The sequence below is a fragment of the Thermosporothrix hazakensis genome (assembly GCF_003253565.1).
Taxonomy (GTDB): Bacteria; Chloroflexota; Ktedonobacteria; order Ktedonobacterales; family Ktedonobacteraceae; genus Thermosporothrix; species Thermosporothrix hazakensis.
The window spans coordinates 59354-73831 of the sequence record NZ_QKUF01000028.1; the positions used below are offsets into that span (position 1 = coordinate 59354).

13 protein-coding genes, 1 tRNA gene and 1 pseudogene are annotated in these 14478 nt (G+C 50.3%); 9 read left to right on the forward strand and 6 right to left on the reverse strand.

The features are described from left to right. Positions 1–383 precede the first annotated feature (383 nt). The gene (locus tag EI42_RS25580) at positions 384–2369 is read left to right on the forward strand and encodes a serine/threonine-protein kinase (protein ID WP_111325485.1); all 1986 of its coding nucleotides are present in this window, start codon (positions 384–386) and stop codon (positions 2367–2369) included. Positions 2370–2404: 35 nt separating this feature from the next. On the opposite strand, the gene EI42_RS25585 is transcribed toward EI42_RS25580, so the two are convergent. Both EI42_RS25585 and EI42_RS25590 read right to left on the reverse strand, forming a co-directional pair. Beyond that, complete coding sequence (locus EI42_RS25585) at positions 2405–3211, reverse strand: hypothetical protein (RefSeq protein ID WP_111325486.1); 807 nt, start codon at positions 3209–3211, stop codon at positions 2405–2407. Between the two features lie 190 nt (positions 3212–3401). Beyond that, a complete protein-coding gene (locus tag EI42_RS25590; RefSeq protein ID WP_111325487.1) occupies positions 3402–4208 on the reverse strand; it encodes a class I SAM-dependent methyltransferase in 807 nt (268 codons plus the stop codon). 502 nt (positions 4209–4710) lie between these two features. Between EI42_RS25590 and EI42_RS25595 the strand changes: the two genes are divergently transcribed. The 5 genes from EI42_RS25595 (at position 4711) to EI42_RS25615 (ending at position 10123) form a co-directional block, all read left to right on the forward strand. Beyond that, a complete protein-coding gene (locus tag EI42_RS25595; RefSeq protein WP_111325488.1) occupies positions 4711–5871 on the forward strand; it encodes a L,D-transpeptidase in 1161 nt (386 codons plus the stop codon). Positions 5872–6003: 132 nt separating this feature from the next. Beyond that, positions 6004–6243: a helix-turn-helix transcriptional regulator gene (locus EI42_RS25600; RefSeq protein ID WP_111325489.1), complete on the forward strand. Its 240-nt coding sequence runs from the start codon at positions 6004–6006 to the stop codon at positions 6241–6243. 105 nt (positions 6244–6348) lie between these two features. Further along, on the forward strand, positions 6349–7770 hold the full coding sequence (locus EI42_RS25605; protein ID WP_111325490.1) for an amidase: 1422 nt from the start codon (positions 6349–6351) through the stop codon (positions 7768–7770). 229 nt (positions 7771–7999) lie between these two features. Next, positions 8000–9244, forward strand: coding sequence for a methyltransferase domain-containing protein (locus EI42_RS25610; protein ID WP_111325491.1), 1245 nt, complete (start codon positions 8000–8002; stop codon positions 9242–9244). Between the two features lie 30 nt (positions 9245–9274). Then, on the forward strand, positions 9275–10123 hold the full coding sequence (locus EI42_RS25615) for a DUF2785 domain-containing protein (RefSeq protein ID WP_111325492.1): 849 nt from the start codon (positions 9275–9277) through the stop codon (positions 10121–10123). 110 nt (positions 10124–10233) lie between these two features. Here EI42_RS25615 and EI42_RS25620 read toward each other — a convergent pair whose 3' ends face one another. Further along, on the reverse strand, positions 10234–10635 hold the full coding sequence (locus EI42_RS25620; protein ID WP_246046340.1) for a response regulator: 402 nt from the start codon (positions 10633–10635) through the stop codon (positions 10234–10236). A 321-nt stretch (positions 10636–10956) separates the two neighbouring features. Here EI42_RS25620 and EI42_RS25625 point away from each other — a divergent pair. Then, positions 10957–11028: transfer RNA gene (locus EI42_RS25625), tRNA-Thr, on the forward strand. A 1164-nt stretch (positions 11029–12192) separates the two neighbouring features. Here the strand turns inward: EI42_RS25625 and EI42_RS25630 are convergent. Further along, a complete protein-coding gene (locus EI42_RS25630) occupies positions 12193–12654 on the reverse strand; it encodes a YccF domain-containing protein (RefSeq protein ID WP_111325494.1) in 462 nt (153 codons plus the stop codon). Positions 12655–12781: 127 nt separating this feature from the next. After that, positions 12782–13021 (reverse strand): hypothetical protein, encoded by a 240-nt coding sequence (locus tag EI42_RS25635; protein WP_246046341.1) that lies wholly within the window; start codon positions 13019–13021, stop codon positions 12782–12784. Positions 13022–13179: 158 nt separating this feature from the next. Between EI42_RS25635 and EI42_RS25640 the strand changes: the two genes are divergently transcribed. Continuing rightward, positions 13180–13410, forward strand: coding sequence for a helix-turn-helix domain-containing protein (locus EI42_RS25640; RefSeq protein ID WP_111325496.1), 231 nt, complete (start codon positions 13180–13182; stop codon positions 13408–13410). 266 nt (positions 13411–13676) lie between these two features. On the opposite strand, the gene EI42_RS25645 is transcribed toward EI42_RS25640, so the two are convergent. Continuing rightward, the gene (locus tag EI42_RS25645; protein WP_111325497.1) at positions 13677–14087 is read right to left on the reverse strand and encodes a hypothetical protein; all 411 of its coding nucleotides are present in this window, start codon (positions 14085–14087) and stop codon (positions 13677–13679) included. 203 nt (positions 14088–14290) lie between these two features. On the opposite strand from EI42_RS25645, the pseudogene EI42_RS25650 reads away from it, so the two are divergent. Continuing rightward, a pseudogene (locus EI42_RS25650) lies at positions 14291–14478 on the forward strand (RNA-guided endonuclease InsQ/TnpB family protein); the annotation flags it as partial.

The following is a 14478-nucleotide window of genomic DNA, read 5'->3' on the forward strand; positions in this document are numbered from 1 at the left end:
TGCATCAATTTGAACACTATTTACCTACTGGTTGAGACAAAATACCGTCCTGAAACGATCTTACTATACGAGGATTCGTTTTTTGAGAACAGGTAAAAGTGCTGAAGTGGCCCGTGAACGCTTCTCCGGGCCGTAGCCCTTGCGTTTTTATGGTGATGTAGAGAAGTGTGAAACAGGGTACAATACCTGATATGGAGTTTGGCGCAATGTCTGTGGGTGGATGGTATCGGTGGTTTGAGTGTCAAATGGGCCGTAATGGGGAACTACTATCGTATGCGAAACGTGTAGTAGTTAGTAGTGGATGTTTGACATTGTGTTGACTGAAAGTCCTCGTTGAAGCAGTTCTGCTTTCTTTTGAAAAGCGCATCAGGAAAAATTCTGCTATGGAACAAAATACATTTATCGGTCAGCAACTCGGCAGCTATAAAATAGTGGAGGCGCTTGATAGTGGTGGCTTTGGTAGCGTCTATGTGGCGCAACATGTGATCCTGACGCGCCGCAAAGTGGCTATCAAGCTGCTGCATACCGTCTATCTCAACTCGCGCGAAGTGCAGGAACAATTCCTCGAAGAGGCGCGTTTACTTGAAATTCTCAAGCACCCCTATATTTTGCCGGTGCTGGATATAAATATATATCAAGGATTCCCTTACCTCGTGACAGAGTATGAAGCGCGTGGCTCGCTGCGCCGTCGCTTGAAACAACTGAAAGGGCGTGCGCTCCCCTTGAACGAGGCACTGCGCATTCTCAAACAGGTGGGTGAAGGACTGGCGTTCGCCCATAAACAGCAGATTGTGCACCGAGATATCAAGCCCGAAAATATCCTCTTCAACCAGGAGGGTGATGCTCTGCTGGCAGATTTCGGGTTGGCAATCGTGCTCAGTAACGCCAGTATGAAATCAGTCAGTATGACCGGTACTCCGCGCTATATGGCCCCGGAACAGTATCGAGGCATTATCAGCAAGGCCAGCGATCAATATGCCCTGGGCTGTGTTGCCTATGAGCTGTTAACCGGGAAGATGCCGTTTGAGGGCTCGGACCCGGTCGTGTTGATGTATAAACATGTCACGGAACAGCCTGTACCGCCGCGTGAGCTTAACCCGGATATTCCGGAACATATTGAGCGGGCCGTGCTTCGGGCTCTCGAAAAGGATCGACAGAAGCGCTTCTCCGATGTACAGGAGTTTGTGGAGGCGTTGAAGGCAACGACAACGCCGCTGGTGCCCTTGCCCGAGAGCAGCTATAAAACGCAGACGCTGGTGGAGGAAGTAGGCGGTGTCGATGAACCGCATATGGCTGATGATGGTCCGGCTGAGGAGCGGCCAAAGACTGACGAGCAGGACGCGGCTCCTTCCTCGGCCCCGGATGAGGCTGATGAGGATACACAGGAGCGTGAGCAGGTTCTGACTCCTCCCCATCTGGAGGAAGATACATTCTTCTGGCCCGAGGATGTCGAGAGTAAGGAGAAAGCCCCTGTTCAGAAAGAGCCTCAGACACAGGAAAAGCTCGATGACATTATGACGATTCTCATCGTGGATGATGGAAAGGCTGAACAGAGGCTGGAAGAGCAGGAGACAATGCTGATCCCTATCGATCAGGTTCAGCAGGAGAGCGAACAGAAAGAGCGTCTGGCAAAGATTGAGACGCTGGTGCCCGAGAATACTCAGAAGAAAGACATTCAGGAGATGGAGACTGCCAGCGTTGTCGTTCGGCAGGCCTCTGATGAGGAGGAGTATATTCCAACGGTATTGACCAGGCAAGTCACGCCGGAACCGCCTATGACTCCCAGGCCGGTCATTCCAACGCCAATGCCGCGCACGATGGCTCCGGCCTCACCCCCTCAACCACCGGTGAAGCATGGACAGGGAAAGCAGAGTCTGGGCAAGGAGATTCAAAGGGCCTTTCGCACGCCGCAGGTGCTCTTTGCGCTGACTGCTCTGCTCATGATCGCCAGTATTGCGTTTGCGCTGCTTGTCAATCCGTTGCGCACATCCTTCGGTGAGGGGCAACATATGCCATCTCCTGCGTCGCGCAATGTAGTGACGCCCGGGACAACGCCATCGACGCAACAGACGGTGCAGCCAGGAGTGACCCCGGCTGATGACGGGAATACGGATCAGTCCGAGTATGGTGGTGGAGATAACCCTTCGGCAACGGAAACACCAGATAGTCCCGTTTCAACCGAGGAGCCAGTAAACCCTGAGCCGACGCAGGGCGTCACGCCGACTGTCGAGCCAACACAGCAGCCGACTCAGGAGCCAACACAGCAACCGACTCAGGAGCCGACGCAGCAGCCGACTCAGGAGCCGACGCAGCAACCAACGACGGTGCCGACGCAGCAGCCAACGCAGTCAACCACACCAACTACATAATCCAGGGAAAGGCAGGGGCTCACTAGCGCCCCTGTTTACTCTCTCTGCAAGAGTCTCGGAAGATACTGACGGCTATAGCCGCGCAGGTGATGGGTTGTACCCTCTAAGACAAGATCGAGACAATGAAGCAGCCCTTTGCGCGGCTCGCTGAAGTCGATATGCCGATCACCCTGTTCATAGTAAAGCTGAAATGCATGCATGTAGTCATTCTGGCTGATCTGGCGTAATAGGTTTTCGGCCCTCTGTGTCGCCGCTGAATGGCAGGAGCGACCCCTATAACAGGGAAGATAAATCCTTTGATGTTGATGGGCCGACCAGATATGCCAGTAATCATCTGGATGCGAGGGGCTATAGAGCAGGCCATCAGGCAGATAGATGATACAGGGAATGGACAGGTCTGTGATTTGCCAGACTTCTGCCTGACTGGAGAGCTGTGTGAAGGCCCGGGAAGCAGTTGTCAGGTTGGTGAGGTAAAGCGGCGCTGGCGAGAGAAAAGAGCGATAGCAGGGGTGACCGAGCAGCAGTGAGGCGAAATCAAGCCGTGTCAGATGCTCGTACGCGATAAAGTGAAAGCGGTACAGCAGGCTCTGGCATTCACGTGAGATACAGATAAAGCAGGTCAGGCCGTGGCGGTGTGGAAACCGTTGGCTGATAAGATGCAGCCGACAGTGGGGCGAAACGGTTGCCGCTGATGCTAGCCAGCGTTGTACCGGGTGTGGGAGATTGGCGATCCCATACGGGAGGTTCTTTGCCTTTTCTAGCAGAACCCAGAGCCGGGTATCTGTGGGAGGTATCGATGCCTCTGGCTCCGTAGTGAATGCGAGAGTTTCGATAGAGTTCATGCAGTCCTTTCCCTTCAACTTCCACCTGTGGGCTTCTGTCAGTTCTGTTCTCTGCATTCTACAACAGCAGAGAAGACAGGGGATAGAAGCGCGGGAAATATATGCCGAAAGTACTCTTCTAAAGTAGAAGCGGTACCGATGCCCGGCTGATGACACCGATACCGCGAAAGCGTAGAACGTGACAGGAGAATCAGTGTGGTTTTTGTCCGACGATAATCTGACGCGTTCCTTTGCCGAAGGGCTTAAAGGTATAGTCACCATAAATGGCATCAATCGCAAAGCCCGTACTGAGGAAGAGCAATTGAAGCTCGCGCGGGAAGAAGACATGCATCTCCAGCTTGGTCAGATAGCGTTCATTTTCTCCTGTTTCAAAGTATTTCTCATGGACCCAGGAGAGGCGCTGAAGCTGTTCATTGGGGTCATACCGTCGGGTTGTATACACATGCATGGTGAACTCGCCGTTTGGATCTTCAAGCTCATCTTCCAGATAGACGTGTGAGGGATTATTCAAGGCATTGCTCAGATAATCGAGGTCGGGGAGCTGGGTATCTACCACGAAGTAGCCACCGGGGGCAAGATGGTCATAGGCGTTTTTAAATGTGGCTATCTGGTCTTCAATCTCGAAGAGGTGGCAGATAGAGTTAAAGGGAAGAAAGATCAGGTCGTAGAAACCCTTTCGAGGGAGCTGGTAGCTGGTCATGTTGCCTTCATAGAGTGCAACGCGCTGCTGAAGCTCAATGGGCTGTAACGCAAGCTTGCGCCGATAGGCTTTAAGCATCGAAGGCTCAAGGTCCAGCCCATCAAGCAAAAAATCACCCGGACCCTGGAGCAATTCCAGGCCGATCCTCCCACTGCCACAGGCCAGCTCAAGCACGCGTTTGGGTGCAAGGCGCTGTAGCAATTCCCGCCAGAACGGCACATCCTGTTCTGACTGTGATTGATATTCCAGGTCATAATCACTGACCTGCTCGTAAAATTTCCCCACTGCGTAGGGCATAGTTGTATACCTCTTGATAGAAACTATGCATTGTCAAAGATATTAGATGCCTATTCGTCAGGTTTTCAGGGCACCTTTTCAGTGTTCCAACACGCTCACAACCGCCTGTGCCGAAGTGCGGCCCAGCATGCGAAAAAGAGAGGAAAGAGTTTCGCCCTCTGAACCGGGTGTTCAGAGGTGGAGCGAGCTTTTGTGCCGTGCGGTTACCACTCCTTTACCTGATGAATAGCGAGGATAAATCCGTAATAGAGAGTAGCACAGAGTCAATAAACTCTGCAAGAGGGAAGCTACTCATTGATGCATAAATCAGCCTGGCAGGCTGTTCCTGACAAACAGGAAACTTGTCTTAATCGGCATTGCTCTCCCTTACCTTCCCCAATTATCTGAAAAAATGTGATGTTTTTCCACTTTTCACGATATCTTTTGTAGAGGTTACTCCATATCGGGGGCCTGTTACTATTTTCTTTCCTCTTTTTTTTAAAGCAAGGATTATGTTATAAAGATGATCTGGAAAAAAATGCAAATGAATGGCAGAAAGCATACACGACGAGCAGCATTGGTTGGTGGGATACACCTCTCGCTGCTGGCGTTATTGAGTGCCTGTAGCCCTGAAAGAGCTCAGGGGAACCAGCCACCTTCCGAGACGAAAACGACCCCAACGCCGACAATTAGCCCCGGCTTAACGAAGCAGGGAGAAGAACAGCTTGCGCTCTTCCAGAAACGCCTCGAATGGCTCACAAAAGCGAAAAAGGATAACAGTACCTATAAGCAACAGTATGAGGCTGACAGACAGGCACTACAGAGCGCAAAGACAGATAGTGCGTATCAGAAGGCGCTGAACACACTGAAGAAGCATCTGGATGACTGTGAAATGCCTGCATTGCAGGCCGAAATTATCGTGCGTCGGGATCAGCTTCAACAGGAGGTCGAGCAATGGGGCAAGGAAAACTACTATCAGAATCCCTCCTCGGGTATCAAGTATGCGCTTGGCTTTGAATATGGCGTAGAGGGCGCAGTCTGGCAGATCAATCAGGGTCTGGAGGGCAATAAGACGTTACAGGATGGGATCTGGTATTTTGTGCCGGGCGAGGTAACACTTGAGGCCTACCGCCAGATGGTCAAAGATCTGGATATGTACGAGCTACACTTCCAGTATATGAAGCAGAACCGCAAAGATACTACACCCTATGATCAGCCGCATGAGGTTGATTTGCAGATGATGAAGCGGTACGGCAAAATGAACGAGCGCGTGATTGTGGTTTCCCTGGCCGAGCAGGTGATGCGGGCGTATGAGAATGGCGTGCTGAAGAAGGCCATGTATACCACGACCGGGCGGCCTGAATTCCCGGCTGTCCCGGGCAAATGGCACGTCTTGACCAAGAAATCTCCTGATCTCTTCACCTCAAGTGCTCCTCCGGGAAGCCCGATGGCCTATCCGCCGACACACCTCAACTATACGGTGCGCTATTGTTATCCTGAGTATTACCTGCATGATAGTGATTGGCGGCTGGATTATGGTCCGGGAACTCAGTTCCCGCATGTTGACTCAAGCGGCAACGAGTCGGCCAGTACCGGTTCACATGGGTGTATCAACTTCCCGGTTGCTGAGATGAGCTGGATTTATGAGTTTACGGATATAAATACGTGTATCCTGGTCTACTAATGATCCCTTCGCGTGGGCGCTCCTCCTCCTGATGGGAGCGCTCTTTTTTTTGTGCTGTTTGTCTGCCCACAATATGATGACATATACTGAATGCAAACAGCGTGCTGGATTTGTGTGAAAGGATGAGCGTCCGTGACATCGTTTCGTGAGCATCCGGTGTATAACCGAATTGAAGCTGTACGGAAAGAGAAAGGAATTTCTCGCGAAGAGCTCGCGCAAGCGCTGGACCTTCGTTACAGTGAATTGGGGTTTATTGAGACCCAAAAAGTGACGCCCGGTCTGGCTCTGGCGCTACGAATAAGTGCCTATCTGGGGGTACCGGTCGAGTCGCTTTTTTCGCTCACACCCTACCAAAGCGAGTGGCTGGTCTAGCGCGAGTCAGGAGGTCGGGAAACCTGATACAATAGGGGCCATAGACGCATTGACTGGTTCAAGAATGCCGCTGTCTGCGGTAAAGAGAGGAAAGAAACTGCGCTTATGCCGTATACATCAATTCGTGAAACCGCCGAGGAGATACGCGCCGGGATTATCACGCCAACAGAGCTGGTTGAAGAAATATTTGCCCGGATAGAGCAGGTTGAGGGCGAGATTCAGGCCTTTGTCACTCTGATGAAGGAGGAGGCGCTTCGGGACGCGGAGCAGGCCGAAAAAGAGCTTCGGACGGGGCTGTATCGTAGCCCCTTGCAGGGTATTCCCATTGCGGTTAAAGACCTGATCCATGTAAAGGGGGTGCCAACTACTGCCGGGTCTGCCATATTGGAGAATCACGTTGCCACAGAAGATGCAGCGGTTGTAGAGCAGTTGCGTAAGGCCGGGGCTATTATCATTGGCAAGACACGAAACTTTGAATTTGCCTATGGGCCGTTCTCGGCGCCGACCTGTAACCCGTGGAACCATTTGCGCTCGGCGGGCGGTTCCAGTGGTGGTTCTGCGGCTGCGGTCGCTGCTGGCATGTGTTTGGGCGCGATTGGTACAGATACCGGCGGCTCTATTCGGGTGCCATCGTCTTGCTGTGGAATCACTGGTCTCAAGCCAACCTATGGCCGGGTCAGTTGCTACGGAGTGATCCCTTTAAGCTGGTCGCTGGATCATGTGGGGCCAATGGGGCATAGTGCAGAAGACTGTGCGCTGTTATTCGATGTGATCGCAAAGTATGATCCACGAGACCCTAATAGTGTCTCTGGCCCGCCCAGTGCGCCTTCACGTTCAACGGCCAACTTGATTAAGGGTGTTGAGGGGCGTGGTCCGCTTTCGCTGCAAGGGCTGCGGGTAGGCGTTGTGCAGGAGTCATTTGTTGCCCCGCTTGATCCAGAGATTCGCGCTGCCTGGAAAGCTACATTGCGGGTGCTGGAAGAAAATGGTGTTGAGGTTATCGAGATCGAGGTCCCGGTTCCAACCATAACGCTCTATCGTACTATCCAGAAGCCAGAGGCGACGCTTGCCCATAAGCAGCAGGGATGGTTTGAGCAGCAGCTTGAGAAGTATGGCGAGACCGTGCGCACCCGCTTGCTGGAAGGGGCGCAGATCAGCGCGGTTGATTATGTACAGGCGCTTCATGAGAAGTGGTCGCTGAGCGGGAGTATGCGTTCTGCCCTGCGCCAGATCCATGCATTTGTCTTGCCGACGATTCCTGTTCCGCCGATTCCTCTGGAGCACGAGGGGAAAACGGTGGTTGTTGACGGCGAAGTCAACAATGCTGCTGATACTCTGTTGCGTCTGACCATGCCGTTTAATATTACAGGGTTGCCGGCTGTCTCGTTCCCGGCGGGCTTTACGCAGGACGGGCTCCCGATTGGTATGCAGGTCGTTGGCAAGCCGTTCGAGGAGGCAACAATCTTGCGGATGGTTCACGCCTATCAGCAGTTGACCGACTGGCATCGGCGTGAGCTGCCCGCTTAGAAGAACGAAAGCGCCAGAACCGCTTCTCTGGCGCTTGTATTTTCTCCATAAATTACGGGAATAGCGCAATTCACCTCAAATTGGGAAATAAGCCACAGACAGATACTGGCAGGTAGGGTAAGATAGGAACAGGAAAGAAATATCCTGAAGTATTCTGTGATTCGTGTAAAGTGTAGAAGGAGTGGCATTACAAGGGACAGCCCGAAAGAAGAGAGGAAGGAGCCATTGCATGGACAAAGCAAGAGAGCAGGAGGAACAACAAAGAGCCGCTGCACTCCAGCAGAAGCTGGTGGATGAGCTGGTGTATAAGGGGTTGATTACCTCGCCCCGCGTGCAGGAGGCGTTTCGGGCGATTCCTCGGCATCTGTTCTTGCCGCATGTGCCGCTTGAAGAGGTGTACCGCGATCAACCCATTGTCACCAGAATGCTGGACGGAAAGGCGATAAGCTCTTCATCTCAGCCCGCCATCATGGCACTCATGCTGGAAATGCTGGATCTCCAGCCGGGGGCGCGTGTGCTGGAGATAGGGGCAGGTACTGGCTATAACGCGGCCCTGATGGCATATCTTGTCGGTGAAGAGGGGCAGGTGGTGTCGGTTGACATTGATCAGGATCTTGTAGAGACGGCGCAGGAGCATATCCAGGCAGCCGGGTTCCCACAGGTTCAGGTGGTGCAGCGTGATGGCTTCTTTGGCTATGCGGAGGCTGCCCCTTATGACCGTATTGTTTTGACTGTGGGATCAGTGGACATTGCGCCCGCCTGGTATGAACAATTGAAGCCCGGGGGCAAGCTGGAACTCCCATTAAATCTAAATGGACCACAACTAGCTGTTGTGTTTGAGAAACAAGAAGGCTATTTTGTGCAATGTGTGCAACGACCATGTGGCTTTATGGGGCTGAGGGGACTGCTGGCAGATACCGTACAGGATGTGGAAATAGAACCGAATACGGTGAGTGTTAGAGTGGATACAGAGAGCGATATCAGCCAGATCCGCCGCTTATTGCGCAAAAAGGGCCGGGACACCCTGCCATCTGTACCCGTCTCGATTCTCGACCTGTATGGCGGCCTGTTTCACTGGTTAATGGTGCGGGTACCGCATATCGGCTTCCTCTTAGCAAAGGGAGCCTTTCTTCAGCGACATTGTCTGCCTTTACAGGGGAACTGGGGAATGACGCGGGAACGCGCTCTGATGGCTCCGTGTCTGTTTGATGGCAAGGGGTTCTGTATGCTTGTATGTATGCCTGCTCATGAGCCAGGCACTGAGCCTGATCGCATTGTGATTCGTTCCTTTGGCGACGGGCGGAATCTGATTCAGCTTCTGGATCAGCAGATCCGACTATGGGTAGAGGCAGGAAGACCATCTATTGAAAAAGTATTTATGAAGGCATATCCACGTAGTGAACACTCTATCGGTGCGGCAAACGAGGTGGTAGTACCCCGGCGCTGGCATCAGTTTCTATTTCGATGGCAATGACACACTACAGGAAGAGGGGAGTTTATTGTTATGCTGCCTGTTGTCGAAAAAGCTACTGATAAACAATTTTTACGCTCTATTGCAAATCGAGAGTATAGTGTTCCTGATGAACTGGATCCGTTCGAGTTTGCGATTGCACTGCTTCAAAACCTGGGATCACCTGATGAAGAGTTGCGTGATGAACTCAGCTATATGATCCTTGCCAGTGGCATTCTCGCGCAGAACAAGCTGAATGGAGAGCAACTGGAACAACTTTTGAAGCTGCTTTTGAGCCAGGAACACCTGTTTTTTCGCATTGGCGAGGCCGGTACTGATTCAGTCTTTATGCGAAGCTTCTCTAACCTTATTATCGCGGCCATTCTCTATACCGATGCAAAGGTGCCAGCCCTCTCGCCAAAGACAGTGAAGCAGACAAAGAGCGCATTACTGCGGTATGCCCGAGAGGAACGGGACTGGCGGGGCTATGTTGAGGGGAAAGGATGGGCCCATGCGATGGCGCATCTTGCTGACGCGCTGGACATCTGTGCACAAAACCAGCATATCGAGCTTGATGATCGTAAGGATATTCTGCGCACCTTAAGTATGTTGTGCAGGCTTCCGGTGCCGCTGTTCAACGAGGAAGATGTTCGTCTGGCCACGGTGGCATATCATATGATCCTGGGGAAACAGATAGAGCAGGAGTTTCTGCTTCAGTGGATTGAGTCCTGTTATGTTCAGCGCAAAGCTGATGTCTCCTCATGGAGAAAGGCGGCAAATGCCAAGAACTTTCTGCGCAGTCTCTACTTCCTTTTGCTCTGGGATAACATCGCTTTGACGCTTCTAGAGCCAATTTCGGCAGTTTTGCGGCGACAGGATGAACCATATGTAGAGGGGGAGTAGTAGAGTAGACCAGATGGGGATTGAGGGCGCTGATTGGACTGAAATAGTGTTGGACACTGTTTCTCGGTGTCCAATATTACAAGCGCGGTTGAGTGGTCGCTTGTGGATGGTTATTGAATAAGGGCTTCAACGGTGTTCAGAAAATCATCCAGATCGAACGGCTTGGTCAAAGGCACAAGATCGCGCTTTTTTACTTCCTCAAGGGGAGGCATTTGTGAGCTCATAAGAATCGTCGGAGGGCATTTCAATTCGGCCCTCGCTTGCAGACAGTCATACAGCTCAAGTCCGTTCATTTCTGGTAACAGGTAATCCGTAATAAAGAGATCTGGTTTGACGCGGGCAAATGCATTAAGAGCTTGCTTTCCATCCGTAACCAGCAGGGTTTGATATGGTGTCTCCTGACTCAGCACCTCTACCAGCATTAAGCCTATATTACGATCATCTTCAACGACAAGAATGGTTTTTTGAGATGGAGCCGCAGGGCTCTCTTGTTGTTGATACGCCTGGACCATATGAACCCTCCCTCTCATAGAAAGAAAAAAAGCGTTACATTTGTAGAGACTTTAAGCTGTATTTTTTTAGATAGAAATTCGATTAATTGCTGATTGTGATATTTTTGCGTAAAGTATCTATACGTGTGATATATATCCTTACATCATACAATAGAGTTCTCTTAGAATACGTAACAGAGCGAAAAAACGTTTCGAGACTTGTGGTACTGATTGACGATGCTAAGAGAAGCGCTTTTGAGCCAGGAGCGAAGGTAGAAGTGCGGAAAAGGGGTTGACAGAGTGTGGTAGAGGCTGGTATAATCCTTCTTGCCGATAAGGCTAGCCGGTGTAGCTCAGGGGTAGAGCAGCGGTTTTGTAAACCGCCGGCCGGGGGTTCGAATCCCTTCACCGGCTCTTTGATTCCAGGTGGCTTGATAAGCCACTTTTTCTTTTTTTGGTGTGTTGACATTTTCAACATAACCATTGCTCCTTCTTTGAAAACCGTTGTCTTAGCGTAAACAAAACCGCTGCTCTACCCCTGAGCTACACCGGCTTGGTTTTCTAAAAGGAAGTATACCATGTTTTATCAAGTTTGACGCAAGTTTCTTTTATTTTTAGCCATTTAAGTAATACCTCACAATCTTTCTAATTGAGCACTGATTGTGCTTTTTTGCAAGACTATTTTAGACCGTGCAAGGCAAGGAGTAGATCAGAGTCTGTAGTTTGCGTTCCACAAATTTACTCCAGGCAGGGCGGAAAGCCGATGAAGAGATGTGCAGAAACTGAAGACTACAGATACTACAGACTACCCCCTTAAAAAGTCTGCACTTTTCGCTTTAAGTTATTTGGACTCAGTTTTCGATACCTGGCGAGGCCTTTAAAGAATCTGCACTTTTTGCCAGAGTATTCTAAAAAATGGAGGTTTGGCTTTTCTGATGAAGCTTCTCAAGCACCGTCATCCACACAATCTACAGAAACTGCAGAACTACAGAAACCAAAGAAACGCCCGAAAATGGTCTGTAGTTTTTGCCGTGCAAGGGGATCCTACAAACAAAAGTCTGTAGTTTCTCCTCTTTACCTGCAGCTTGCACTGGCTTGTAGAGCCAAACGAGCAAAACTACAGAAACTACAGACTGCAGAAACTCAAGAAACGCCCGAAATTTGTCTGTAGTTTTTACCGTGCAAGGGGTAGAGTACAGGATGTCCATACAACACTGTCTATTCTAAAATAGTTATTATTTTAAATAATAATATTATTATGATAATAATATTATTATGAATATAATTATGTTGTACTTACAACAATCTTGTTACAACAAGATATCCTATTAGAGAGAATATTGTACGGACAACATGATGAATCTTCCAGGGAAGAGAGACAACCCCTTGCACGGAAGAGAAAACTACAGACCTTTTTCGGGACTTCTTTGATTTCTGTAGTTCTGTAGTTTGCAACTTCATAGGCTTTACAAGCCAATGGAAACTACAGACAGGTGCAGAAAAAAAGGGAGAAACTACAGAAACCCGTCTGTAGTTTCTCCCTTGCAAGGGGTAGGCTCCGCTTTCACGCGTGGGGTGCTACAGAAAGTATATCTTTGGTGTCAGAGCCAGCATGACGACGCCAACGGGAAAGCCCACAACGGTAGCGCAGACCATAAGTGCAATGAGAAGCCAGGACGTTCCGAGCCATGAACCAATGACACAGAAATAGAGAAGTCTGATGAGGAGAGGCAGCTTCTTTTTTTGTACATTGACGACGTTTACCACGTTTTGCACCTGGGGCTGAACCACTATGTGCTGAGGTGGCATCATCACCTGTTGCTGTGGATACAGAGGTTGCTGCTGCATCGGATAGGACGGCTGTTGCGGATAAGATGGCTGTTGCGCTGGATAGGGGTGTTGAAGCGGTTGTTGTGGCGCGTAGGGCTGTTGGGATGGCTGTGGATAGGTTGGCTGCGGTGGCGCGAATGTCGGTTGTGAAGTATATCCTGCTTGATAGTCATGAGAAAAATGCTCTTGTGATGAGGGATGTTGATACATAGGTTCCTCCAATGAATGTATACATTCAAATGAATATCGTCTTTTCACTTAAACGTAATGATGAGGCGAAAATAACATCGTTTACCTGTTTTGATTTCTTTGCTCCCTTGCTTTTTTGTTTCCTCTCTCAACGTGTATTTTTTCGTTGTTCATGCTGGCCTTCTAGCTGCTTTACTATAAGAGCCATCGCCTCCTCTCCTACCAGCTCCCTCAAATGGCTATGAAGGTCTGCTATCCGTTCCATTCGCTTTGTAATGAATGTGTGTTGAGATGTGCCTTGCGCCAGGCCAGTCAGTCCACGTTGAGCTGCTTCATATTCCTCGCTGATCTGAGCCAGTAAACGTGTAACTTTGCTGTTTTGTGTCATTGCTCCCTCCAACCCTATGAACCATAATGGTTTTAATCATCCTGGTTATAAACATACGATTACTCACATCATGTTATCAAACATCGTGAAAAATACCATGCTATTCTAAATCAGGGTGGCTTGGTAGACTCCTCTATAGTTGAACCAGGGGAGTCAGCATGCTATTTCGTTTAAAAGTCAAAGAAATCGCTCAGCAAAAGGGACTGAGTCAGAGGCAGCTTTTTCTACAGTCAGGGGTCGATATCACGATTATCAGGCGAATTTTCCACAATCCGCACACCAATATCACTCTGGAGACGCTCGCGAGAATAGCGAAAGTGCTGGAGACGGACATATCTGAGCTGGTTGAGAGCGTGTCAGGTGACGAGAAGAATGGCGAGGGAGTATAAGAGCCCCCTGAAGGCGTCGTAACATCGATATTTTGCCGGGATGCATAAATCTGTGCACCCCGGCAAATGTATGCCCGAATTTTGGCCAATTTGAGATGGTAGAGCGTATATCAGCATCTGAGTTTGTATTGTCTGCTTTCCTTGCTGATGACCTTGAAAACACCTAGATCATTGGGTGCAGGAGCAACAACTACAGACCTTTTTCGGGGGGTTCTTTGGTTTCTGTAGTTCTGTAGTTCTGTAGGTTGTGTGGATGAAGCATCTTCTCAAATGCCCAGAGGGCTACGAATCTCGGTCTTATTGTTGAACATTTTATCTCCGCAATAGATATTGCGGCGTCGGAACGGTTCTGGCGTTCGTTCTATCAGATACTGAGTTTTGGCAGGGTAATACCAGGGAATAGGGAGCTTGAAGTTGAGAGTTTGCGGCCAGGCCGGGCAGGGAACGTTGTATTTCTGGCAGAGGTACTCAACCGATGCGGCGCAAAAGGCGGCCCACTGGAGCTGTGAAGGGGTCGCCTGCTCTGGCAGGTGAATTAGTTCAGAGACAAGCTGAGAGCGATCATCAACGGAGTAGACGAACCATTCGTTCATGAAGTTTCCGAGAGCGATCCAGGGATCAACGCCCTGACAAATCTCTGCAAAGGCTCGTTTCATGGTTTGCTTCTGATAGTTCATAGACGTTCCCTCCTTATACCCATTATACGATATGAGGAGGGAAGGGGAAAACTTACCAAAAAGCGGCAGAAGGCCCCTGGCTTCAGCCAAGGGGATGGATGGCGCAGGAAGCCAGCAGCGGCAGAACGTTCCCCTTCGCTTGACAGAAGACAATCATTGTGTTAGGATACGCGAAGATAGTGAGGACGAACAAGGAGCAAGGGATGCTGATCTACGAATACAAGCTCGATGGGTCGAAAGCACAATTCGCCGCCATCGAGGAAGCCATCCGCACCACCCAATTCATTCGCAACAAGTGCCTGCGCCTCTGGATGGATGCACGCGGCGTCTCCAGGAATGACCTGCAGCGGTATTGCGCTGTGCTGGCCAGACAGTTCCCTTTTGCGCTCTC

Excerpts from the sequence above, each read along its gene's own strand:
- EI42_RS25615 (WP_111325492.1), top strand. The coding sequence starts at position 9,275 with ATGCTGCCTGTTGTCGAAAAAGCTACTGATAAACAATTTTTACGCTCT.
- EI42_RS25630 (WP_111325494.1), bottom strand. The coding sequence starts at position 12,654 with ATGTATCAACATCCCTCATCACAAGAGCATTTTTCTCATGACTATCAA.
- EI42_RS25605 (WP_111325490.1), top strand. The coding sequence starts at position 6,349 with ATGCCGTATACATCAATTCGTGAAACCGCCGAGGAGATACGCGCCGGG.
- EI42_RS25620 (WP_246046340.1), bottom strand. The coding sequence starts at position 10,635 with ATGGTCCAGGCGTATCAACAACAAGAGAGCCCTGCGGCTCCATCTCAA.
- EI42_RS25645 (WP_111325497.1), bottom strand. The coding sequence starts at position 14,087 with ATGAACTATCAGAAGCAAACCATGAAACGAGCCTTTGCAGAGATTTGT.
- EI42_RS25610 (WP_111325491.1), top strand. The coding sequence starts at position 8,000 with ATGGACAAAGCAAGAGAGCAGGAGGAACAACAAAGAGCCGCTGCACTC.
- EI42_RS25580 (WP_111325485.1), top strand. The coding sequence starts at position 384 with ATGGAACAAAATACATTTATCGGTCAGCAACTCGGCAGCTATAAAATA.
- EI42_RS25585 (WP_111325486.1), bottom strand. The coding sequence starts at position 3,211 with ATGAACTCTATCGAAACTCTCGCATTCACTACGGAGCCAGAGGCATCG.
- EI42_RS25590 (WP_111325487.1), bottom strand. The coding sequence starts at position 4,208 with ATGCCCTACGCAGTGGGGAAATTTTACGAGCAGGTCAGTGATTATGAC.
- EI42_RS25595 (WP_111325488.1), top strand. The coding sequence starts at position 4,711 with ATGATCTGGAAAAAAATGCAAATGAATGGCAGAAAGCATACACGACGA.
- EI42_RS25640 (WP_111325496.1), top strand. The coding sequence starts at position 13,180 with ATGCTATTTCGTTTAAAAGTCAAAGAAATCGCTCAGCAAAAGGGACTG.
- EI42_RS25635 (WP_246046341.1), bottom strand. The coding sequence starts at position 13,021 with ATGACACAAAACAGCAAAGTTACACGTTTACTGGCTCAGATCAGCGAG.